General features: G+C 46.0%; 20 protein-coding genes. All 20 read right to left on the bottom strand.

The genetic code is table 11. The annotated features are described in order from the left end of the window. Window positions 1-161: 161 nt before the first annotated feature. Complete coding sequence (locus BHK98_RS11660) at window positions 162-1,373, bottom strand: MFS transporter (protein ID WP_075715178.1); 1,212 nt, start codon at window positions 1,371-1,373, stop codon at window positions 162-164. A 454-nt stretch (window positions 1,374-1,827) separates the two neighbouring features. Next, a complete protein-coding gene (locus tag BHK98_RS11655) occupies window positions 1,828-2,655 on the bottom strand; it encodes a hypothetical protein (RefSeq protein WP_075714415.1) in 828 nt (275 codons plus the stop codon). A 156-nt stretch (window positions 2,656-2,811) separates the two neighbouring features. After that, the gene (locus BHK98_RS14095) at window positions 2,812-2,949 is read right to left on the bottom strand and encodes a Fic family protein (RefSeq protein WP_417448548.1); all 138 of its coding nucleotides are present in this window, start codon (window positions 2,947-2,949) and stop codon (window positions 2,812-2,814) included. A gap of 395 nt (window positions 2,950-3,344) precedes the next feature. Beyond that, a complete protein-coding gene (locus BHK98_RS11645; RefSeq protein WP_075714414.1) occupies window positions 3,345-3,566 on the bottom strand; it encodes a flavodoxin domain-containing protein in 222 nt (73 codons plus the stop codon). Then, window positions 3,563-4,150 (bottom strand): TetR/AcrR family transcriptional regulator, encoded by a 588-nt coding sequence (locus BHK98_RS11640; protein ID WP_075714413.1) that lies wholly within the window; start codon window positions 4,148-4,150, stop codon window positions 3,563-3,565. Before BHK98_RS11640 ends, BHK98_RS11645 begins: the two co-directional genes overlap by 4 nt. A gap of 429 nt (window positions 4,151-4,579) precedes the next feature. Next, on the bottom strand, window positions 4,580-4,870 hold the full coding sequence (locus tag BHK98_RS11635; RefSeq protein WP_245796885.1) for a hypothetical protein: 291 nt from the start codon (window positions 4,868-4,870) through the stop codon (window positions 4,580-4,582). A 14-nt stretch (window positions 4,871-4,884) separates the two neighbouring features. Beyond that, complete coding sequence (locus BHK98_RS11630) at window positions 4,885-5,124, bottom strand: hypothetical protein (RefSeq protein ID WP_075714412.1); 240 nt, start codon at window positions 5,122-5,124, stop codon at window positions 4,885-4,887. A 215-nt stretch (window positions 5,125-5,339) separates the two neighbouring features. After that, complete coding sequence (locus tag BHK98_RS11625) at window positions 5,340-6,656, bottom strand: ISL3 family transposase (protein ID WP_075714411.1); 1,317 nt, start codon at window positions 6,654-6,656, stop codon at window positions 5,340-5,342. 285 nt (window positions 6,657-6,941) lie between these two features. Then, window positions 6,942-8,429: a transposase gene (locus BHK98_RS11620; protein ID WP_075712257.1), complete on the bottom strand. Its 1,488-nt coding sequence runs from the start codon at window positions 8,427-8,429 to the stop codon at window positions 6,942-6,944. A 175-nt stretch (window positions 8,430-8,604) separates the two neighbouring features. Continuing rightward, window positions 8,605-9,327 (bottom strand): metallophosphoesterase family protein, encoded by a 723-nt coding sequence (locus BHK98_RS11615; protein WP_342718821.1) that lies wholly within the window; start codon window positions 9,325-9,327, stop codon window positions 8,605-8,607. Continuing rightward, window positions 9,318-9,869 (bottom strand): metallophosphoesterase, encoded by a 552-nt coding sequence (locus tag BHK98_RS11610; RefSeq protein ID WP_075714410.1) that lies wholly within the window; start codon window positions 9,867-9,869, stop codon window positions 9,318-9,320. The genes BHK98_RS11615 and BHK98_RS11610 overlap by 10 nt, the downstream gene beginning before the upstream one ends. Before the next feature lie 71 nt (window positions 9,870-9,940). After that, window positions 9,941-11,242, bottom strand: coding sequence for an ATP-binding protein (locus tag BHK98_RS11605; protein ID WP_075714409.1), 1,302 nt, complete (start codon window positions 11,240-11,242; stop codon window positions 9,941-9,943). Between the two features lie 877 nt (window positions 11,243-12,119). Further along, on the bottom strand, window positions 12,120-12,593 hold the full coding sequence (locus BHK98_RS11600; RefSeq protein ID WP_075714408.1) for a GNAT family N-acetyltransferase: 474 nt from the start codon (window positions 12,591-12,593) through the stop codon (window positions 12,120-12,122). 9 nt (window positions 12,594-12,602) lie between these two features. Beyond that, on the bottom strand, window positions 12,603-13,013 hold the full coding sequence (locus BHK98_RS11595) for a TIGR04076 family protein (protein ID WP_075714407.1): 411 nt from the start codon (window positions 13,011-13,013) through the stop codon (window positions 12,603-12,605). 11 nt (window positions 13,014-13,024) lie between these two features. Next, entirely contained in the window at window positions 13,025-13,708 is a 684-nt protein-coding gene (locus BHK98_RS11590) for a DNA/RNA nuclease SfsA (RefSeq protein WP_158024498.1), read from the bottom strand. Between the two features lie 55 nt (window positions 13,709-13,763). After that, a complete protein-coding gene (mcrC, locus tag BHK98_RS11585) occupies window positions 13,764-14,825 on the bottom strand; it encodes a 5-methylcytosine-specific restriction endonuclease system specificity protein McrC (protein ID WP_075714404.1) in 1,062 nt (353 codons plus the stop codon). Then, on the bottom strand, window positions 14,822-17,224 hold the full coding sequence (locus BHK98_RS11580; protein WP_075714402.1) for an AAA family ATPase: 2,403 nt from the start codon (window positions 17,222-17,224) through the stop codon (window positions 14,822-14,824). The genes mcrC and BHK98_RS11580 overlap by 4 nt, the downstream gene beginning before the upstream one ends. 14 nt (window positions 17,225-17,238) lie before the next feature. Continuing rightward, window positions 17,239-20,298, bottom strand: a complete 3,060-nt coding sequence (locus tag BHK98_RS11575; RefSeq protein WP_192846825.1) for a type I restriction endonuclease subunit R — start codon at window positions 20,296-20,298, stop codon at window positions 17,239-17,241. Continuing rightward, window positions 20,291-20,659, bottom strand: a complete 369-nt coding sequence (locus tag BHK98_RS11570) for a hypothetical protein (RefSeq protein ID WP_075714400.1) — start codon at window positions 20,657-20,659, stop codon at window positions 20,291-20,293. Before BHK98_RS11570 ends, BHK98_RS11575 begins: the two co-directional genes overlap by 8 nt. Next, the gene (locus BHK98_RS11565) at window positions 20,656-21,912 is read right to left on the bottom strand and encodes a restriction endonuclease subunit S (RefSeq protein ID WP_075714398.1); all 1,257 of its coding nucleotides are present in this window, start codon (window positions 21,910-21,912) and stop codon (window positions 20,656-20,658) included. The genes BHK98_RS11570 and BHK98_RS11565 overlap by 4 nt, the downstream gene beginning before the upstream one ends. Window positions 21,913-21,916 lie beyond the last annotated feature (4 nt).

The following is a 21,916-nucleotide window of genomic DNA, read 5'->3' as shown; positions in this document are numbered from 1 at the left end:
ATATGCTTTGTGCCTAAAATCAAATCGTCTTATTGCGATATCGATTTGCGGTCGTAGATTGGTGAATGATGCAGTTTCACGGTGGCGGATTGGTGAATGTTATCGCTTCGTAGTCATAGATTGGTGGATGCTGTCTCCTCGTGGCAGTAAATTGATGAAGGTTATTGCTTCATGGCAGCGCTCTGGCGGATGCAGAGCAGATAGAACACAACGGCCAGAAGCTGGGCGGCGGCGGAGACTGCGGCCAGATACAGCGGTGCGATGTCGTACAGGGCGCCAAGCAGCCAGCTGCCCAGGAACCAGGCGATGCCGAAGCCTGTCTCGAAAATGCCGAAACCGGTGGAACGCATGGACTTGGGAATGATTTTGCTGGCGGCGGCCTTCATGATGCTTTCCTGCGCGCCCATGCCGATGCCCCAGAGAAAAATCCCGAACGCCATCGACCAGGGATTCGCGCTCAGAAAGATAAACGCCGCAAAGAATGCACTGCACAGGGTCGAAAGGATCAGCGCGCGCAGACCGATTTTGTCAAACAGCCAGCCGAAGAACAGGGCAGCGAATGCGTCTACCGCCATCGCTCCCGCATACAGAAGACTCAGGGTCGCCGTGGGAAAAGCGTGCGTCCGGGCTGCATGAAGAGTAATCAGCGTAAAGTCCGCGAAACCGAACGCAAACAGACAGATCGCAGCCATGTAGAGCACAAAAGCCGGGCGGAAGCGGAACTCAGTCTGTTCCTCTTCATCCTTTTCAAAGACCTCCGGATGGGGGTATTTCCTTTGTGCAAAAAGAACGAGTGCGACCGTGACAGCCGCCGGAATCCCAAGAGCGGCAAAACACAGGCGATAGGCGGAAAAAAGTTCTCCCGTCCCCTTGATCAGCGTAATGACAAATAAAATCACCGGGCCCAGGAATGCGCCGAGCTGATCCAGGAATTCCTGATACGCGAAACCCTTCCCGGTTCCCACCTCGCTGGCCGCGAAACTCACCAGTGTGTTTTTCGCCGGTTTCTTCACCGCCTTGCCGATGCGCTCCAGAATCACCAGCCCGCAGGCGAGAATCCAGCCGTTCTCCGGAACCAGCGCCAGAGCCGGAATCGCAAGCACCTGCAGAGTATAACCGAAAATCACCAGCGTCCAGTAGCGCCGGCTTTTGTCCGCAAGGAAACCGGAGAGCAGCCGCAGCGAGTATCCGCACAGCTCACCGACGCCGGAAACAAAGCCGATGGTTGCCGCCGATGCGCCGGTCAGATTCAGATACTCTCCCAGAATGCTCCGGGCCCCTTCGTGAGTCATGTCCGAAAACAGACTGACAATTCCCATTAGCAAAATAAACGTCATCGCGCCGGAGGGGACGCTGAATTTTCTTTCCCTCATATGCTGATCCTGATACTCCGTATAACTCGTAATACTCCGCATAACTCAACAACTCAGTGTCTGCCCACCATGTCGCCTTCTTTCCATCGGCTTAACTGAGCAGGTTCTGGTTACAGTATATGCAAAATCATACCTGGTATCAACGCATTGTCGTTAAAATTAACAAAATGTTTACAGCTTAACAAAGGAAGGGCTGCCCTGTGATGACAATCCTTTTCCGCAGCCGTAGCGGATTCGTTAAGCCATTCTGGAGCGGAAAGGTTTTTTGCCTTATTATAATTTCTCCTTTTTTCTCATAACTGAATAATGTGAAGGTGCGAACATCGCCTGTCATGTACAAGGCGTCATTCATGTCGTCTCCACAGGTGCAGCTGCCTTCCGGATCGGGGGAAATGACGGAATGGTCCTTTCCTTCTTTTGTTGTGAAATAGCCGGATATGAAAATCTCATTGTATTACTTCCATTTATCGCAAATCGAAAAGTACTCAACCAGCGTACTTATGTGCCGAATACGCTCCCTGTCTCTGAATTCATCCCAGTAGTATTTATCCTGCTTACTCTTTTCGCAGAACTCTTTTTCAAGTCGTTTCTGTTCTTCTTCCAACCTCATCTTTAATTCTGTCAAAAGAGGGTCCTTTTCAGTAATCGTAATGCAGTAGTCTGTCTTGCAATTCCTAAACAGTGTCATCTCAAAGGCATCAACAATTTTCTCTGCTACATAATCTTGGTTTTTCGAGTGTTCTCTGCACGACTTAATATAATCCTTTAGAAGATCATCTCTGTTAAGTTCCAGTATCCGCTCATGAATTGCCATGTCCAAATCCATATATTCGTCTGCACAGGTATCATCCGTATCAGGGTGATCAACAATGACAAACTCGAGCCTTATGATATCATCCAGTATTTTGAATGCATCTTCATACTCTTCCAGAACACATAAGTCATGGCAGCCGCTGATAACAGATGAGATAAAACTCATGGCATGTTCCGGGTCGTAAAAATCATGCTCCCAGTCGTCGTGGAAATGACCATAATCATCAAACTCAACATAATGAGTTTCATACTCTACAAAAATATCTCCGTTTTTAACCTTTTCGCAAAATGTCTTAATATCGTCTTGTTCCGGCATACTGATAATCTTTTTAGTTCCGCAGATACTTTTGTAAAAATCCTCCTGTTTCCAATCAGGAAGTATCTTTGCCTGCGACAGAATCCACGAGTCCTTTTCCTTTTCAGTCATCCGCTCCAATTGCTTTTGTAGCTTGTTATAAAATTCATTCATATCTTCTTTACCTCTAAATCATACTTGTTCCTCGCGGGCAGGCTTTGCATGAGACGTGCCGCCGGTCTCACTTCGCTCTCGCCCGTGACATCAGAGCTACGGCTTCAACATGCTTCCCCTGTTCAATATATGGTTTCTGTCTCCAATGATTGCTTTTTAATCTTCAATGTTCACTTTTTTATATTTCTGGTTCTTACTGTTCGGCTTATCCGGTATCGTCATTTCTATTTTTCTTGCCTCAAGTAAAGGAACAAGATATCTCTCTGAAATTTTTACTGTCCGTAAGGCCAACATAATCCATCATCTCGCGTTTACTCCGCGGCATACTACAAAATTCAGTCAACTGTGACAGCCTTTGTTCCAAATCTTGAGGGGTATCTTGTGGGGCGACTTAAGGGGTATCTTGTGGGGTACCTGAGTTAGTCGGACCGACCGTAGCCGTTGCAACCTCGGATAGAGGAATAATCGTCGTAAAGACATCTGCCTCCGTGAAGACAGGCTCTCCGCCGGAATACAACTTCGTGTACTTATAGCTGTTACGCATGCCGCTTCCCAGTTCATCAGCAAGTCCGATTTCTCGGAACACTTTTGCTATCGGCGGATTCTTTGCAAACGGCTTGAATGTTTTCAGATTCAGGTTTCCGTGTCCATGCGTAAGATTCGCATTTTCTGTTGTAATCTTATCACGTTCAATGACAAGCTTCCATCTTTTTCAGGAAATCCTCAACTATGCCAGGAAGCGTCCAACAGCAAGTCGGAGAAATAATACCCACTCTTTCATCTGGTTCAACCGTAAATACATAGTTTCCCTGATCGACGGCATCCGGAATAAAAATAAGTCGTTCTCTATCCTCTGCCAGTTGCTCCGCAACATATTTGGAATTGCCTGTGGCACTGAAATAAATAATCATTCGTGTGTGTTCTCCTTTTCAAGTGTTCCGAGCAGATAATCTATGTAAGAAGCTGCCTCGGCTTTAGATATCTGATCATCTAGCAAACAGGCGGACAGAATCATCTGGACGGTATTGCTGTAATGTCGGGCAACAAAGTCATTGGGCAGCGGAAATTTATAGGAAAGAGGACATTCCGTTACCATTCGGTAAACCAGCTTGCGGATATATCTGTCCAGAGACTGGAGCATTGCCCCGTCAGTAACATTATGTTTCAAAAGCTTTTCAATGCTGTCGCGGTGCGAATCTATGTAATCGTAGACACGGCTGAATAATACCAGGGTCCGTTCATCATGCCTGATGCTCTGAAAATCCGTAATCTGCATGGACTCAGTGATGGATTCCCAGCAATAATCCATCAAAACGTAGATATCCTCGAAATAGTTATAGAATGTTGAACGGGGATAATTTGCCTTTGCGCACAGTTCACCAACCGTGATCTCTTCAAGGGACTTTTTCTGTAATAAATCTATGAGTGCTTCGGTACAATCATTCAGCAGGCGCCTGGTAAAATTCCGGTTGTGATTCATCTGATCTAATTTCATGATTCTGTTTTCGTGCTTTCCTTATAAAAAATTTTTCCAGACCAGGGAGCGTTCTGGAAGGAAACTCAATGATATAACTTCGACTTGCTTCCTTATAAAATATGGGCATTTGTCCATATAGGAATATTAGCAAATGATATGAACCGCGTCAATAAACAATGTTTCACAGCATTCCATCAATGGACAATATCTGTAAAGTTGTCCATAGTCTTCCCATCCAATTGCCCGCATTCTGCCTCCCAGCATAATAGATGTGCTGAAAGACATGAAAAAAGCGCCGGCCATATCGGTCAGTGCTCGCAATTAAACAACTTTTCGCTTCTATTGCAAAAGCTGTTACACAATTTAAATGTCACAGCCCTGACAGTTTTATCCTGTCATATGCTCCATTTTTAGTATTCTCAGGATGAGGCTCAAGACCAATGATCGTTATCTCCTGACGATCTGGTCCATAAACCCAATACATTCTTCTTGCCCCACTTTTTTGTTTTCCAGATAGGACTGCCAGACCTTCATTCCATAGCGTCTTGATAAATCCTCTATTTCATGAGATCTAAGACTGGGATACATAGGGTCCTCTGACAATTTCTTTAATGCATTACCCCATTTCTTATACAGCTCCCTATCCTTTTTATTAATGGAACCATCCCTATATTGCTTTTGTAAAGAATTCCATAACTCTTCCATTTCTGGAATTCCCATTCGTATTGCGTATCCCATTCGGGTATCCCTTCCTAGAAATCAGAAAGATCAATAGCAGTGGAAACCTTCCCTTTTTTGAAGTTTTCAATTGCCCTGTCCATGTCTCTTATAGTCTCTTGCGAAATACCCTCCGGAACAGTCAATTCCCGCGGTTCCAACATGATGCATCCGTTCTTGTATTCCTTGACATTATAATATTGGTACTGTGCACCTCTAAGCGTAACTCTCTTCTTACTATCGATATGCACCGTATAGTCTTTGATCGCCTCCATAGTATTCACCTCCAAGCTATATGTGGGATATCCCACCTATCATTATACTACTCTCAGCAACCCATCTTGTCAACATGATCTCTTTATTGTCTCTGTTCCCTGAGGAACAGTTCAATGCGCTGATGTGGCTGGATTGGTCAGAGGGCTGGAAAAAGAATTCTTTAAAGAAGATTAAAACGAAGGAAGGGGCTGTTGCACTAAGCATATATGAGGCATCAACAACATGTGTGGGTCAGAATCTGACCTTTCCACGGCAGACTCACCTCGATATCTGAGCATCGCAGCATGATCATGTCCATCATGTTGTCAATGTTTCTGAATCCGTAAGCCATACGGATCGTCAGCTTGATCTTGTTGTTGACTGCCTCAATGCGCGCATTGGACAGCTTGTGCTCCAGAGTTGCCAGAATTGCATCGTAGTGCCGGCGGATCTTTCGCTGCAGTTCCACGAACTCCGGGATCCTGCAGTGCTGTGCCCACTTGATGAAGCGATTCAGTTGTTCCTTCCCTGCATCCAATCCGTAATGGAACACCAGCCGCAGTTCTTCCTTCAGAAAGTATGCCCGGTACAGGCGGTTGTCTTTCCTGGCAATCAGTTCAAGCTTCGCCCGTTGCTTCTCGGTCAGGTTCTCCAGAGCCTTTCCAAGAGCGAAATTACTGGATTTGATGTCCTTCGCTGTGGTATCCGGCTTTGGCGTATCCCCGGATGGCCTTCCCGGTTTGCGCTTCGTCTCAGAAGAGACCTTCTTACGGGCATCGTTCCAGGCGGCAGCGCGGACTTTGTCCAGAGCTTCCATGGCCCACTGGACAACATGGAAGGGATCAATGCAGCGTTCGGCATCGGGACAGTATTCATCTATACAGGACTGGATCCATTTGGCGCCGTCGCCGGAAACAAGCTGTATAGAAGCTCTCTGCTCCTTTGTCAGCTGCTTGAAGAACAGGGAGAAGACACCTTTTCCATGTCCTTCGTGAACCCAGATGACCTTGCCGGTATCATGGTTCACAATGACCGTAATATATTTGTGGCCCTTCTTGTAGCTGGTCTCATCGACGCCGATGTTCACCAGTCCATCGAAACGGCTCTTTGGATCGAAGTCCGCATCTTGCCGGATCCGACTGATGATCGGACCGACAGTGTTCCATGAGATCCGCATGAACTCAGCCGTTACCTTACGGGAACAGTTCACCGCGACCCATGCAGTCATATGCTCGAAATCGTATGTGAATGCCGAGTCGTGCCTGGCCCATGGAACAGCACAGGCAACAACACCATGCTCGGGGCAGTTGACCCGATAGACCTCTGACTCCAGATACGTTTTATGCGTGTTCATGTCACAGGTCCGCCAGCGCCTGATCCCGCTGCCGGCATCATATCTCGGAGCTTTCCGGCCGCATTTGCCGCAGCGGCATTGTTCGCCCTTCGTCGGGCGGACACGGACGATAATCGAATCGTCCGAACCAAAAGTTACATTATCGATGGCAGTGTGCTTGACATTCAGTGCTTTTTTGAGTATTGTTTTGGTAAGCATACAGATTCCTTTACGTAAGAGATTTTTGTTGCAAAAAATATCCTACAGGAAATTGTATGCTTTTTCAATTGTTTTCAAGGGTCACGGCACTTCAGTCACCCACACATGCTGATGAAGAGCCATATTTTTTTACAGCTTCAAGTGCAGCAGTTTGGCTCTGCCAGATCGTCACACACTTTCATAACTATTAAAATCTTTACTGTAGAAGATAAAAACTGGCTGATCCTCATCTGAAAACCAGCCAATCTGTTACATGTGGCACTTTTTGTTCTTAACACTGAAACATTAGTTTTCACGTAATAGGTCGACTCCGAGTGTGTTCAGCACACGATGAGTCTTCTTCTGGATAGCTGAAACGCGGTACCCTTCGGCATCGCCGGCATCGACTTTGTAGATGTTCTTTACCAGCTTCAGGACATCCTCGGCTGAATAGCGTTCGTCAAGCCCGGTGCTTCTGAGTGCATTGAGCAAGCCATAATAATACAACAGGCTTATATGGTTCAGGAACGCCCAGCCACGGAAGTAATCATCTGTGCGTGCATGAGATGCAGAACAGATGACGCTGTTCTTCAGGTAATCGAAGCACTGCTCAATATCCCAGCGCTGCTTGTACGCAAGATATATCTCCTGCGGCTCCACGTCGAGATTGCTGCAGAATGAGAAGTATCCCATACGGATCTGCTTGAGGACATCTTTTGGCTTACGGTCTTCTTCGCCGTAGTCATTCTCAGCCTTGACCACATAGCGTTCGACAAGCTCTGCCTTGCGTATGTCGTCACGGAACGTGTATATGAAGTTGCCCTTGTTACCGCTGGATTTCTTTCGGTACCAGACAGGCCTGTGGTTGTAGGAAAACACATCATCGAATTTGTTGTCGTCTTTGTCTTCATAGAAGGAATTTTCAACATTCACGGTGTTGTCCTGCAGAGGCAGGATATATTTCATCCCAGCCTCCATCAGCACAGAAAGGTTCCTCTTTGAGTAGAAACCCTTATCTGCAATGATGATGCAGTCCCTGCACCCGGACGCCTTTACCGTATCGATGAATGCCGTCTTGTCAACTATCGATCCCTGAAGAATGCGGTAGAAGACCGGCATGTGAGTATCCTTCTCAAAAACATACAGCATGCGAGCCTGAGTGTTCCGGCTGTGATCAGGATTGTATCCTTTGACCGCCAGCGAGTCCTGCGACCTTGAGAAGATCGAAGTGCCGTCAAACAGCAGAGTCGTGCTCGGCATGACACGGGACCTCATGAATGCATCGATGGTATCCTGCATGGTGCCAAGCTTAGAAACGAATCTGCGCACGGATGTCTCAGATGCTGCGATGTCCCCGCAAATGTCACTCATATATGAGTCAAGGAAAACCGGCTGGATCATCTTTGCAGACGAGACCCTGTCCACGAGTCTGATCAGTGAGATCGTTCTTATCTCCCGGAACATGTTCGGGAAGAATGTCTTGATCTGATCACTGAGATCAGGAGAGAGCTGCTGCATCAACTCATATGCGCCATAGTTCTTTACTACTGGTGCCACATCAGGGGCGATGTGCATCTTTGCCATCAGCCTCAGTCCGTTGGCATTAGGGATGAACCCGTCAGCCTCGGTGATCTTGCCAATGCTTTTGCCAGTTACCTTCTTCGGACGGTTCTTTTCGGGATCCCATTTGGATGAGATCTGGTAGACATAATATTTGTCGTCACCGAATCGGCGGATCTCCACCGCTCCGAATTGTGCAGGCTTTTTCTCCTTGATCGATTGCGGAATGCTCATTTTGGTACCTCGAATATATACGTTAATTACGTAATAAGTGTACCAGATATGTAGTGCTAAATCAAGGGTTTCGAATACAAAATATTGCGCAAAGCCAGTATTTCAGGCACTATAGGGCTATGCATTGATCTGGAAGCCTTATTATGTACGTAATTTAGCAGGATTCATATATACGTTAAATTTGAGGTTTCAGTGTCTTAACAGAAATCACATCGAAATCCTCAAACATGAACTGCACTTTTTCAACGCTTTTGCGTGTGTGGTAGTGGCCGCAGTACCACTTCCTGTAATCGAGCCTTGCCTCGATTTCTCCAAGCCATATCTCCGTGCTCTTATCCACCGTGCTTTGATCGAGGCTGGGGAGGAAGGCTTCTTTAGGCTCATATTTCAGGGGACAGGTGTGGCTCAAAACAATGTCGATCCTGTTGCTCATCATATCCAGTTTTGCTTCTACTTTGCGCTTTATTTCCTCGTCAGGCTGTTCGTCCGGCCACCAGCGCCACCCTTTGCTAAGCCGATAATACTTATCCACACTGTAGGCCCCGCCTATCACGACGCACTGATAATCGTCAAACTCATAGGTTTCACCGTCTATTGCAAAAAGAAGGTTCGGGAAATCTTCTTCGTAAAGAACTTTTCCACCGTAATACTCGCCTTCCTGATAAGAGGGAATGGTTTGAGGGCGTGCCTCATGATTGCCGTGGATACAGAACAGCGTGATGGGAAATCTGCTGGCATATTCCTTTGCCCGGATGTCCTTTTTCCCAAGGTAATAATTGAAACCGGCGTCACCCAGGATAATCATCGTGTCCGATCTTTTTGTCTCCATCTGGTGGCAAAATGCCTCGATACGTGTAAAGTTGCCGTGGGTATCACCTGTCAGATACGTCATTCCCATTCACCCCCGTTCTCCTTCTTCCATTGTTGGTTGTTCGCCAGCAGCTCGTCAAACGTAACCGGCTGATACCCGTTAATGTCCACACCGGCGTTCAGCACCCGTTCACGCCTGCAGAGCAGCGGCCAGTAATCTGCGCTGGTATCGTTATGGATGTGCCCGTGGATCATATAGGACCGCTTTGCGTGCTTCCATGTGAGAAGCGGATAGTGGCACAGGGTCAGACCGTGCTTGCCATCAGAGATTTCGAGCAGGGTATCCACGCTGGAAAAATACCGGGAAAGGTCCACCTTTCCCGTCCAGGAGCCGTCATGGTTGCCGAGAAGCAGCCGCTTCTTTCCCTTGAGCCGCTGCAAAATCGACTCCGGATCGGTGCAGCGAAAGAACATATCTCCAACGATGTACACGGTATCGCCGCCGCTCACACGACTGTTCCATAACGTAATAAATGCCTCGTTCATCTCCTCAATATCTGAATATGGTCGCCCGCACATACGAATAATGTTGGCATGGCCGAAATGCGTATCTGCTGTAAAGAAGATCATCGTTTCCCTCCTGTTCTTTTAGTGACTTTTAGCATACGCCAGCTTTGAACAAGAGGCAAAGGTGCGATTATTCAAAACAAGCTGTCATCAAGGAGAAAATCAATGACTCCTATGTTCAGCACGCCGTTATCGTCATACCACCGTTTTCTGACATCGTGACGCACCACGATTTTCGGGAATGAGTCGCCAGTCAGGGAAAACGGCCTCATCTCGGTATTGATTTTTTCTGGATTCTCCATGGCATAGGCAGACTGGATATACACCTTTTTGCCGCCTTTGGAGACAACAAAGTCAATCTCCCTTGCGATCCGTTTTTGTTTTCCTTTTTCATCTTTATCGTTGGAATATACGATTCCAATATCCACGCTGGCACGACGAATGACCAGTTCATTATAGATGATGTTCTCCATGATGTGCGTCATTTCCTGCTGCCGGAATCCTATCCTGGCGTTCCGAAGTCCGATATCCTCGCAATAGTACTTGTTTGGATATTCAAAATAACTCTTGCCCTTCACATCATAGCGTTTACACTCACTGAAAAGAAAGGCGTCCTCCAGATGGGCCATATAGGATTTCACGGTATTTGGGGCGATCTGATCCTTGCTCTTCAGCTTCTGCATGGAGTTGATCGCATTTGCCACGTTGTTCGGGTTGGTAAGTGACCCCACAGAGGAACAGAGCAGGTCAAGGATATCAGACAGTACATCTATGCGGGTGATCTTTTTCCGCTCCACAATGTCTTTGATATAGACCTCTGTAAACAGTGCTTTCAGATAAGCCATCCGTGCCTCATCATCCGGCCTTGAGAGAATAAGCGGCATCCCGCCGTAAAAGGCATAGTTGTCAAAGGCATCCGCTTTATCGCCTCCGACTGCGGCATAATACTCCGCAAAAGAAAGCGGGTGTACGCGCACCTCGTCACTACGACCGCGAAATTCGGTCAGAATATCGCTGGACAGCATCCGTGAATTGCTTCCGGTTACATAGACGTCAAGGTTGGAGAGAGTTTTCAGATCATTGAGCGCGTCGTAAAAAGTGATGGGCTTTCCACTTGGGTTATAGGGGTTTGGAACCTCGTCTGACATCTGAATTTCGTCCACGAACAGATAAAACTGCCCTTCCTTATCACCAATGCGTTCCTTCACATATGCTGTCAGTTCCAATGGGTTCCGATAGCGGATGTCCTTCGCAAGGTCAAGCTCGATGACGATAATATGATCTTCTTTTACGCCGTTTTCCAATAGGTAGTTTTTATACAGTGTACGCAGCAAATAAGACTTTCCGCACCGGCGCACCCCGGTAATAACCTTCACCTGTCCGTCCCATGCGTAGCCTATCAACTGCTTCAGATAGGAATCTCTTTTAATCTCCATAGCAGCCTCCATTGATAACTTGTCTATATTATTATGCAAGTTCGCAATCACATTATACCTGATGGCAAATGTAAAATCAAGAGGTTCATTGAGAAGTACAGCAATAATATGATGAACTTATCAATGATGGTCAGTCACATGACATCAAGCTGTCGATATGGAAGCAACTAAAAGTTTGTAAACTCAATTCTACAAACTTTGGATTTTTTGATTTTTATTAAGCATTGTTAAACGGTGGCAAAAAGCATGGATTGGCTGGTTTTCTCAACCATCGCTTTTATATTTTTCTACACCGAACCACTTAATATCTTTGATGGAACAATTCTAATAGTAAATTTGTTTTTTGCACCATTTTTTCAATCAGTTCTACTCTCGCACGCTCCTACTCAAAGTCAAAAAAAATAAGACCCCAAACAGGTCTATTCTTCACATCAATCCTATCAACCCAACTATCCCATTTTCATTCCGTCAACTCAACCCTATGAGAATTTAACCGTTGATATGTTTCCTAACACTCAAAGAAGTGGAATTTTGAGGCTCCGTTATTTTATTCCGAAGCACTCAAAAATCCTTTATTTCAAGCCTTTTCTCACTATTTACTTCTGTACTTTTGTGAGCAAACAGACAGTCTCGACATGGCTCGATTGCTCCAGATGGATGTCAAATCCTCGGAAAATCAGCCCGTTCGTTCTCGGAAATAAATCTACGGCTTTTTTGACCTCAAAATAGCCATTTTACGGGCCGCGGACGTTCTCGGAAACAGGTCGATGTGCTTGTCCCTACTATATATATGCAGCCGCACATATTTTCCAATCGTCTCCACTCATCGCTCTGAGGGAATATGTCCGAAAAGCTGTGATTTCCCATCCACTCGACTCTATATCTGCATCATGTACAGATACGAATCCCTGTCTGGGTATTCATACGGGAAAGGAAGCTCATCTTTTGTTATTCGCCGATAGCCACGCTTCTCAAAAAAGCTGTGACAGTTCGTGGCCACGGACGGAGTATCAAAAACAAAGGTAGTCAGTCCCTGCTCCTTTGCGAACTCCTGAAGCGTCGCATAAAGCTTTCCAAGAATACCTTGTTTTCTATAGTCCGCTCTAACAAAGCCCTTCTTAAGAACCGCATTACCGTTTCCTTTATTCATCAGCGCCAAGGTGCCAATGAGCGTATCATCCTCAACGGCCAGCCAGAACTCTCCGCCATCCTTTTCATAACAGGTCGGGATGTCCAGCAGGTCAGGCTGTTCTTCAAGCGAAAGATTGATCTTCGCCTCGTAGTTCTGTATGTGCAGAATCAGGTCAATGACCTGCTGTTTGTATTTTTCCTGATAAGTGATTATCTGCATGTTATGTCCTCACCCCGTATAGGCATCATCTACTGTATTCTTAAAGTTCTGTTTTTCCAGCCACTCCCGTTCTTTGTCAGTCTCCGGGATGTCGATCCGCTCGATCTTGAAGATGACAGGCCGGGTACCATCATTACAGCAAGCGATCATCATACGGTCATCGTTTGTCCAGCTCTTCATTATCGAGCCGCCCTGTAAGGCCGTATAGACATACCGGCTGATGGCATCCCATGCTTCACCGCAGAATTTGCCGTCCATCAGATGATAAAAGTCATCCTGCTGCGGCGTTCTTTTCAAGATAAATTCATCTCCTGCCTTAAAGAAAGGACAGGCACCGGACTTCGGATCAGCCAGATACTTCTCCTGCAGATCCGGGAATACCTTCGTCTCCAGAACTGTTATCTTACATTCGTGCTGCATACTGCTGCCTCCTATAAATCTGTGCTTCTTTCCACGCTATAAAGACTCACGCCCTCAGATCGAAAGTCCATCTGGATTTCCCAGAACTCCACGCCCTGTTCGGCAGCCCTGTGGATCGTCTCAGAGACCTCCTCATAATGCGTCGAGCGCAGTCGTTCCTTGCGTTCGGTGATGCGATACTGATACACCTGCAGGAAGATTGCTCTCTCGTGTTCCGAAAGAGAACCGGCCAGCTCGTTCACATGCTTCACCATCCGGTCTGTCGATGAGAACGGCTTCGGCGGCAGCGTCTTGATGGTCTTTCCATATTTCACATTGATGGTAGTGAGCGGCGTTTTTACCTCAAGGTATGTATCTCCGACCTTGAAGTCCAGCTTGGAAATACCGAGCTTGACCTCTCTCTGTATATCGTCATACTCCGCCACAATTTTATCAAGTTCATGCTCCCGGAAGAAATGCTCCACCAGCCTGTTGGAGAGGATCTGATTGATGCCTACCCAGTTATCATCGTCCGACAGCAGCACGGCCTCAATGTCATAATGCAGCTTGCGTTTCGGATCTGGATGATAGGAAAGCAGACAGGGCAGATTCTTATTCTCCACGTCACCGATCCTGTTAGTGGTCGGTATATGCGCGATCAGCTCCTCGCCGTCAATCTGAACGACAGCGGTAAACTGACTTTTCCTTTTTAGCATTGTGCCTCTGATAAGAGGCTCATCAAATTGGTACATTCGTTACTCACTCTTTCTGCTATTCAAAATGCTCTGCCACTATGTCATCGAGCTGCTTTGCGATCTCCGGGAACTCCTGATTCAAGTCCAGCGTCCGGACGCTGATCTTGTTTCCGCTCATCTGATAGCTGTTGTCCGGCTGCAGCTCCTCATCAGTCTTTGCATATAGGAGCATACCTGACACTGCATGTTCTCCGTCACCCATATCAGTATCCTTGTTTTTGACATAGGTGAAGATCTGGTACAGATTGGCGGAATGAAGCATTCTGGCGTTAAAACGGTTCTCCGCCAGTGTATGCGTATAGTATTTCGCATCGATGATGAGCACCGTATCTCCCGACTTACTTTCGAGCATGATGTCGCTCTGCATTACTGGAAGAAGCGTGCCTACACCATCGTCAAGTGCCCACGGTATCTGTGAGGCGCTTGCTTTTATTTCCGGATGCTCTTTGATGTAATACTCAAGGATGAACTTCTCATATAGCCGATTCATTCTCTGGTCATCCACGAAGGAGGCCAGTTTGTATTCACCGTCATCTGTCGTCAGCAGCATCCCTTCAATCACAAGCTGGCAAATACTGAGAAGCACCCGATAGCTCTGATTATTGCGCTGGAACCGAATGGATGACCACTTGATCCCCAGAGGCTCAATCTCGTCCACATTGGAAAAGAAAAGCATCTCTTTTTTCAGATCATTTTTGTGCTCCGCATCCACTTCAGAATGGCGCAGTAAGATCATGACCGTGGTTTTCAGTATCTGGTTCAGAAGATTGTTTTCCGAAAGTTCGTCAAACTCACAGGTAAGGCGCTGCTTCTTTTCAATTTTGTTTTTTATCGTGCCCGGCATATCGATTTTGCCGCGCATGACGGGCAGGTCTTCCTTCCGGTTCATGTATTCCCGGTAAAGCCCCTGCTTTAGCTGCCGCCCGATTCCTTTTGAGAGAATCGCCGCGAACAGGTTATGCATGTTCTCAAATTCCTCCGTGGCGATCTTATCGTCATCCGACTGCTGCAATGTGGTGAAGGCATAAGAGAGCATGTAGTAGATATTCTTGATGAATATGCTCTTATCCTTTGTCATTGAAATACTCCATGAAGGATGTTTTCCCAGCGCTGCAGCTCCGCCGTATCGTCAAACCAGTATTCACTGAGCATCGGAAGAATATCGAAATCTACGATGGAATGCAGCCATTCTTCTGTGCAAGTATCGTGACCGCAGAAATAACTGTGTCCAATGCAGAAGCCCTTTCCGAGCGATTTGTCTGACGCAATCTTCTTATTCAGCTCTTTGACCTTCTCTACAAGTTCATTGAAAGTCTCATTGTTCAGGCTCTTCTGGTACTGAATGAATCCGTCAGAATCAAAGCCCGGTTCCATTTCCAAAAAGCTGAATCTACGACGCAGGGCATAATCTATCATCGCAAGGCTGCGGTCTGCTGTATTCATCATGCCGATAATATAGAGGTTCTCCGGCACTGCAAACGGAAGCCCGTTATAGGCAAGAGTGGCCTTGACACCCCTATAATCCTTTTCGATAAGCATAAGGAGTTCACCGAAAATCTTACTCATGTTTCCACGGTTGATCTCATCAATGATAAAGAAGTAATCCTTGTCTGGCTGATTGGCTGCCTTCTGGCAGAATCGATAGAAAATACCATTCTTCAGCTCAAAGCCATCCTCGACCGGCTTATAGCCCATCATAAAATCCTCGTAAGAATAGTTCTGATGGAACTGCACAAATTCAATTCGACCCTCGTCTTTTTCTCCCATCATGGAGTATGCGAGGCGTTTCGCAGCAAAAGTCTTACCAACACCCGGAGCTCCCTGAAGGATAATATTTTTCTTATTTCTGAGGACAGCAACAAGCTGATCATAGCGTCCCTCGGTCATATAAACTTCTTCGAGGAAGTCATCCTTCGTGTAAGTATCAATAGCCTTTTCCGGAGCCAGCGGATTCTCATCACGGATCATATCCATAATGAAATCAAATTCACCCTTCGTTAACTTGAACAGGCTGCCCTGCGGATTGACGAAGTATTCCATTTTTTCCAACTCCGGACACGCTTTAAGTGTCTGATAATCAATTGGAGATGTGAGACCTTCCGTCTTCTCAAAATACAGTTTTTCGCCGTCCTGCTCTGCGCTTATTTTGGCAATCGCTACAATCTGCTTCACCGGATATGATTCATAACCGATAACCATATCGCCGGGCTTAGCGTCAAGGAAGTTCTGGAATATTCTGCGTTTGTTTCCGTTCTCGTTGTAGAGCGTGTAATCCTGAACCTCACCCACAGCGATTCCGGAAAAGCTCCAGATCTTCGGATTGGCATTGAGCCACCAGTAGTGGTGATCATCATCTCCACCTTCGGGAACAGCATAAAGTTGAACCTGAGACAAATCGATCTTATCAAGTGCCTCAGCCAGCTCGTTTCTTAATTTCCAAATATAGCTACCTTCTTCATCCTTTCCAGCACTCTTGCCAACATACAGAACTGTCCACCAGCGGGCATTTTCACTGTTGCGTTCCATAACAGGGCAGCCAGTTTTCTCAACAATTCTTCTTGCCAAAGCTACCGATCCGCTGTTATAGAAATTCTTCGTCTCGCCATACTTGATGGAAAGCTGGGTGCATGTGGCCTGTCCACCGTAATCTTTCATCCGGCGCATGATTTCCAGACTATTCTCTGTAAACACGTCTTTATCGCCGAGAAGCGCAATCCAGTCATCCACCGTTAGACCGGGCTCATAATCTTCAGGGAACCATTCTCCCGGAAGGACGGGTGTTTCATCACTACTCTTCTGCGAGTAGTAACGACTGATATAAAAACCAACGTCCAATGCCAGAGTTTTTAACTCCGGATCTGGGTAACAAGTATCTGTCAACTGAGAACGGAATAGATTCACAAGTTCTGTATCCAGTTTCAGCTCGTCACAGATTTCATCATAAAGCTTTATGGCATTTCTGATATTCTCTGCGTAAGCGCCTTTCTTAAATGTGTAATCGCTCCCCAGCTCATCCGCAGCTGTTTTTACTTCACCATATTTGTAGATATAGTGCTTGTCCGGATAACGGAGCCACAAATACACACTGATAGCATTTTCATACTGGTAGTGCTGTGCTGCACCGTTCCCATACTTTTCAAGCATGATAGAGGCCTGATCCTTAAAGCCCTTAATGCGGTCATACACATCCTTGCTCTCATCATAGAGCGCAATGAACATCGCGCGTACTTCCTCCGGCGCGGTCTTGGCAAATCCCTCAATCATCCGGCGCGGGAAATTATTCATGGATGCAAGCAGATTGAATGTCTTATCCAGAGATCGATGAAGCATTCCTGCGAAATCCTCTGCGTTCACATCCCAATTATCCTGAAAGCCTTTGATGGCTTCCCATTTGTATTTTTCATTTGCCCACTCGTTTGATACAAAGTCCAACTTATAATCAACGAGTACGTCCTTCAGACGGAATTTGTCAAACATTGCCGCTGCCTCCTTTATGCCTTACGCAGGCTGTTATATATTTCCTCTGCGAAGATGCCAAGCACCTCACGCTTTATCTCATCATTGCCGAGCAGGAGCGAGAAAAAGTCCTGATTCTGATCAAGCCCTTCAATCAATGCATCATCGATGTTATCGAAATAAGAGAACTCGAAATCCTTCTCACTATTGTTTTTTGCACTGGTCTTCAGTTTTTCTGATTTCAGCATTATGTCCCGAATCTGCAGCATCGCTTTAACGGCCACGTCATTATCATAGGACTTACCTGTCCGTGAATTGATCTCCGCTATAATCTGGGACAACCGTTCTTCCTTTGCCTCCGTCAAATTAAAGCTCTCTGCTGTCGGAAGCTTCATAACCGGCTGAGCAACCAGATCGGACTTGACGTGTTCTTCGGCTTTTTTCTGCACGAAGTTTGTTGCTTTTATCTTGCCGTCCAAATCGTAACCACCGCCGGGATGCTTGATGTTGATATACGCTAATACGTAAAGAACAAAATTATACTTCTTGTGCAAATCAACATCCTCAAAGCAGGAAGCCTGAAGCAGGAACTCATAAAAACGTACAAAGTGACGCATCATAGCGACGATTTCAGCCTGCTTCACCAGCTCGTATTTCTCAATAAGATTCTTTGTCTTGTTAAAATAGAATGTCAGCTTCTGCTTATCCTTCCCAGTGACCTTCGGCTTGTAAAGCAGTTCGTTTGCCTTGTCGATATCATCAGGATCGAGTACAGCATAAGCATCGAGCTTTGCTTCCAAATCATAAATGGCAGTCGGTGTCACAGAGTTCGAGAGCAGCGTCGTCGTGTAGTACGGCGCAAACGCAGCCTTGATGTCGTCATATGTATTTACGAAGTCCAATACAAAGGTATGCTTCTCAAACGGCGGGCAGATACGGTTTAATCTTGAAAGCGTCTGCACAGCTGATACTCCTTTGAGTTTTTTCAGGACATACATCGCGCAGAGTTTCGGCTGGTCAAAACCAGTCTGGTATTTATTAGCTACCAGCAAAACATTGTACTCGTCCTTATCGAATTCTTTTGTAAGTCTATCCTCCGGAAAACCGTTCATTGAAGGCTCACTGTATTCCTGCTCATCATCCGGCAGCTTTACCTTACCGGAAAACGCCACCAGTGCGTGAATATCTGTATAGCCTTTCTTGGTAATATAGCTTTCAAGCGCCTGACGATATTTCACCGCGCCCTGACGAGAAGCCGTAACAACCATTGCCTTGGCCATGCCGCCGAGCTCGGTCATCACACTCTGCCTGAAATGCTCTACGATAACCTCAATACGCTGTGAGATATTCGTGTCATGTAGTTCCACGAATCTGGCAATCTGTCTCTTGGCGTCCACGGTCTTGCAACGAGGATCTTCTTCGATTTCCTTGTTTATACGATAGAAGGTATCGTATGTCGTATAATTCGATAGAACATCCAGAATAAAGCCTTCTTCAATTGCCTGTTTCATAGAGTAGATGTGGAATGCCTCACGCTGGCCTTTTGTATTAACGCGACCGAACAGCTGAAGCGTCGTCGGCTTCGGCGTGGCAGTAAATGCAAACATAGATACGTTTGGCTGCTTTCCATTCTTTCCGATTTCCTTTGTGATTACATCCTCGACATCCTCAACGATGTCTTCGGAAATGCTGTAATCGGAGCCAAGGGATTTTGTCACAGCCGCCATATCCTTACCAGCGGTCGATGAATGCGCTTCGTCAATGATTACCGCAAAGTGCTTCTTTTTCAGGTTTGCTACACTGTCCACAATGTAAGGGAACTTCTGAATAGTCGTAGCTATGATTTTTGTATTACCTTTCAGCGCTGTCGCCAGATCGGCAGAATTGCACTTATCGTCCATAACGCGAATAAGACCGGCCTTATGTTCCAAGCCCATGACTGCTGCCTGCAGCTGACGGTCTACAACGACACGGTCTGTAACGATGACTATATTATCGAAGATGATCTTATTATCGGCATCGTGCAGGGAGGAGAGTCTGTGTGCAAGCCATGCAATCGAATTTGTCTTGCCGGAACCTGCCGAGTGCTGGATCAAGTAATTCTGCGCTGTACGATTCTCTCGAACGTCGGCCAGCACTTTCCTGATTACATCGAGCTGATGGTAACGCGGGAAGATGATGCTTTCCTTTCTCTTCGTCTTTCCAGTGAGTTCGTCAGTTTCTTCCTTTGTTTCAATAAAGATAAATTTTGAGATCAGGTCGAGAACAGTATCCTTCTTCAGGATATCCTCCCACATATACGAAACGCTGTACCGATCTTCAAATACCGGATTGCCTTTACCTGCATTTACGCCTTCGCCATTGCCCATATTAAACGGCAGGAAGAAGGTGTCCTCACCTGTAAGCTTTGTGGTCATATAGACCTCGTTCAGATCCATTGCAAAGTTAACGAGCACACCCGCCTTAAACAGGAAGAGTCTCGTCTTGGGATTTCTCTGGGTGCGATACTGGAAGATTGCATCTTCAGCAGCCTGTCCTGCGGCATTGCACTTTAGCTCAAAGGACATGATGGCGAGGCCGTTTAGGAATATTACAAGATCAATCCTCTCATCATCGCTTGCCCAGACCTCTTCCATCACAGAGAAGATGTTCTGCTCATACTTGGCCAGCAGGTCTTTGTTAAAGTCCGTGGCAGGTTTGGTATACATGAGCTCCAGCTTCATGTTGGAAATCTCAATACCATGTTTCAGTACATTAAGAAGGCTCCCGCGAGCTTTTGTCTCCTCGGTGTTAATCAGGCTGACAATCGTATCTTCCAGATCATCCTTGTAGATTTTCCGAAGTGCAGCCATTTCGTCAGGCTGTGTGGCATTTAGAAACTTGAACAGCATCTCCCGGTCAACGGCAAAGAGACGGTCATAGCTCACCGCTTTTCGGATCACATAGCCGTTGTCCTTGTTCAGCCGTTCCATAATGAAATGCTGATATTCTTTTTCTGACAGAATAGAGGCGTGGCCAGCCAGACGCTCTGCATAGGCTTCGATACGCTCTTTCTGCTCTTGTTTTAATATTTCACTTGAAGGATTATCAATCATCTATGCCCGCCTCCTTCGTGTCTCTTAGTGTAAAGTTTCTGCCGTTGTCATCGCTGAACACGACCTCAACAAGGCGTGTCCCGTTCAGAACATAAACCTCACACCAGCTATCCATTAGTGTTCTACCAAGCCAGCGCTCTTTGATTGTATAAATTACATTACCGGTCTTATCCAACCACAGTTTGATAGCATCATTTACTCTCTCGTCAAAATGAGAAACTACGCTGAATTTTGCGCAGAACCCATCAACCGCAATTTCCAATAGATTTAGTTCTTCTCTATCCTTGAGCGCCTTTACAAAATCGGTGCCCTTTATAATCAAACTCGGCATATCACCATAGTATGAATATTCTACTTTCATGCTACCGGCACCTCTTTCTTACCAGTCACATACTCATAGATTAGTGACTTCTTGTATTCCTCAATTGTTTCGAGCTGTTCTTTCTTATCGGCGATAACTTCATCAGTCTTCTTTATTACCGAATCAATGTGCTCTACGATTTTTTCCTGCTCCTCTATAGGAGGCACCGGATACATCAGCTCCGCCAGCTTGTTCCACCGCAAATCGCATGACCGAACTCTTATTCCCGTTGCCAAAGCAAGGAACACGTCACTATAAGCCATACTTCTCAGGTAGTACATAATATATCGTTTGTTCTGGTCGGTTCCGAGAACATTGAGAACCGGAGACGCTTTGCCACGAGAATCGGAAATGCCGATTGCACCGGCGAAGCCGTCCATACCATGTACGACAAGGTCTCCAATATCGATGCCTTGATAACCGATTTCTTTATCTGACATCGTAAAACCGTCCTCACGTCGATTGCTTCGAAGCGTCACTTCTCCATCTCTAAAGCAGGTAATAACGCCGTCATCCTTTTTGACCAGTTTCTGCAGGTATTGAAGGATGTACTTTCCACGAATGCAATCCCAGTGCATAGGCATCTCTCCAATCCACTGAATTCCACTGTCCTTCATCTCTGCATTGGGATTCAATCCTTTTGTAACTGTTTCAGTAATAACGGAACGTTTGTACTGCTCCAGAACATCAATCTGAGATTGGATGTCCGCTGCAACAGCGTCAATCTTCATACACTTATCTACAAGAAAAGCTCCGATTCTTTTTTGTGTTGTAATTGGAGGAATAGGCACTATTGATTCCATGAACCACAATACATAAAGATTCCTTTGGATAGTTCCGACACCTCTGGAAGAAGTTTCGTATTGTTGAACCATCGATCCGTCCCTTAAAAGAAAATTCATATAATCCGGATCGCAATTGTCACTCAAATCAAACACAAAATATGCAGGACTGATTATCCCATCATATTTGGAAACTCCTACCGATCCACGCCATGCCTGCTGATTGTTCATAACGAAATCACCAACATGGACATTTTGATAATTTGATAAATCTGCACTTGGCTTATGTACTTGCATTCCTGTAGAGTCGCTATAAGAAATAACACCTTTATCGAGATAAACAGATAAGAGCTCCCGATCTCCGCTATTCTTCTCACTGCGTAAACTCAAAATGTTTTTAATTCGTTCGGTGTGCCAATCAGACGGTATCAGTCCTATGCTTTTAATCCCGCTATACTTCATATTTTCCATAGTC

This window comes from Hornefia porci (assembly GCF_001940235.1).
GTDB classification, from domain to species: Bacteria; Bacillota; Clostridia; order Peptostreptococcales; family Anaerovoracaceae; genus Aminicella; species Aminicella porci.
The sequence above is the reverse complement of the archived record's forward strand: the minus strand, read 5'-3'. Positions and strand labels throughout refer to the sequence as shown.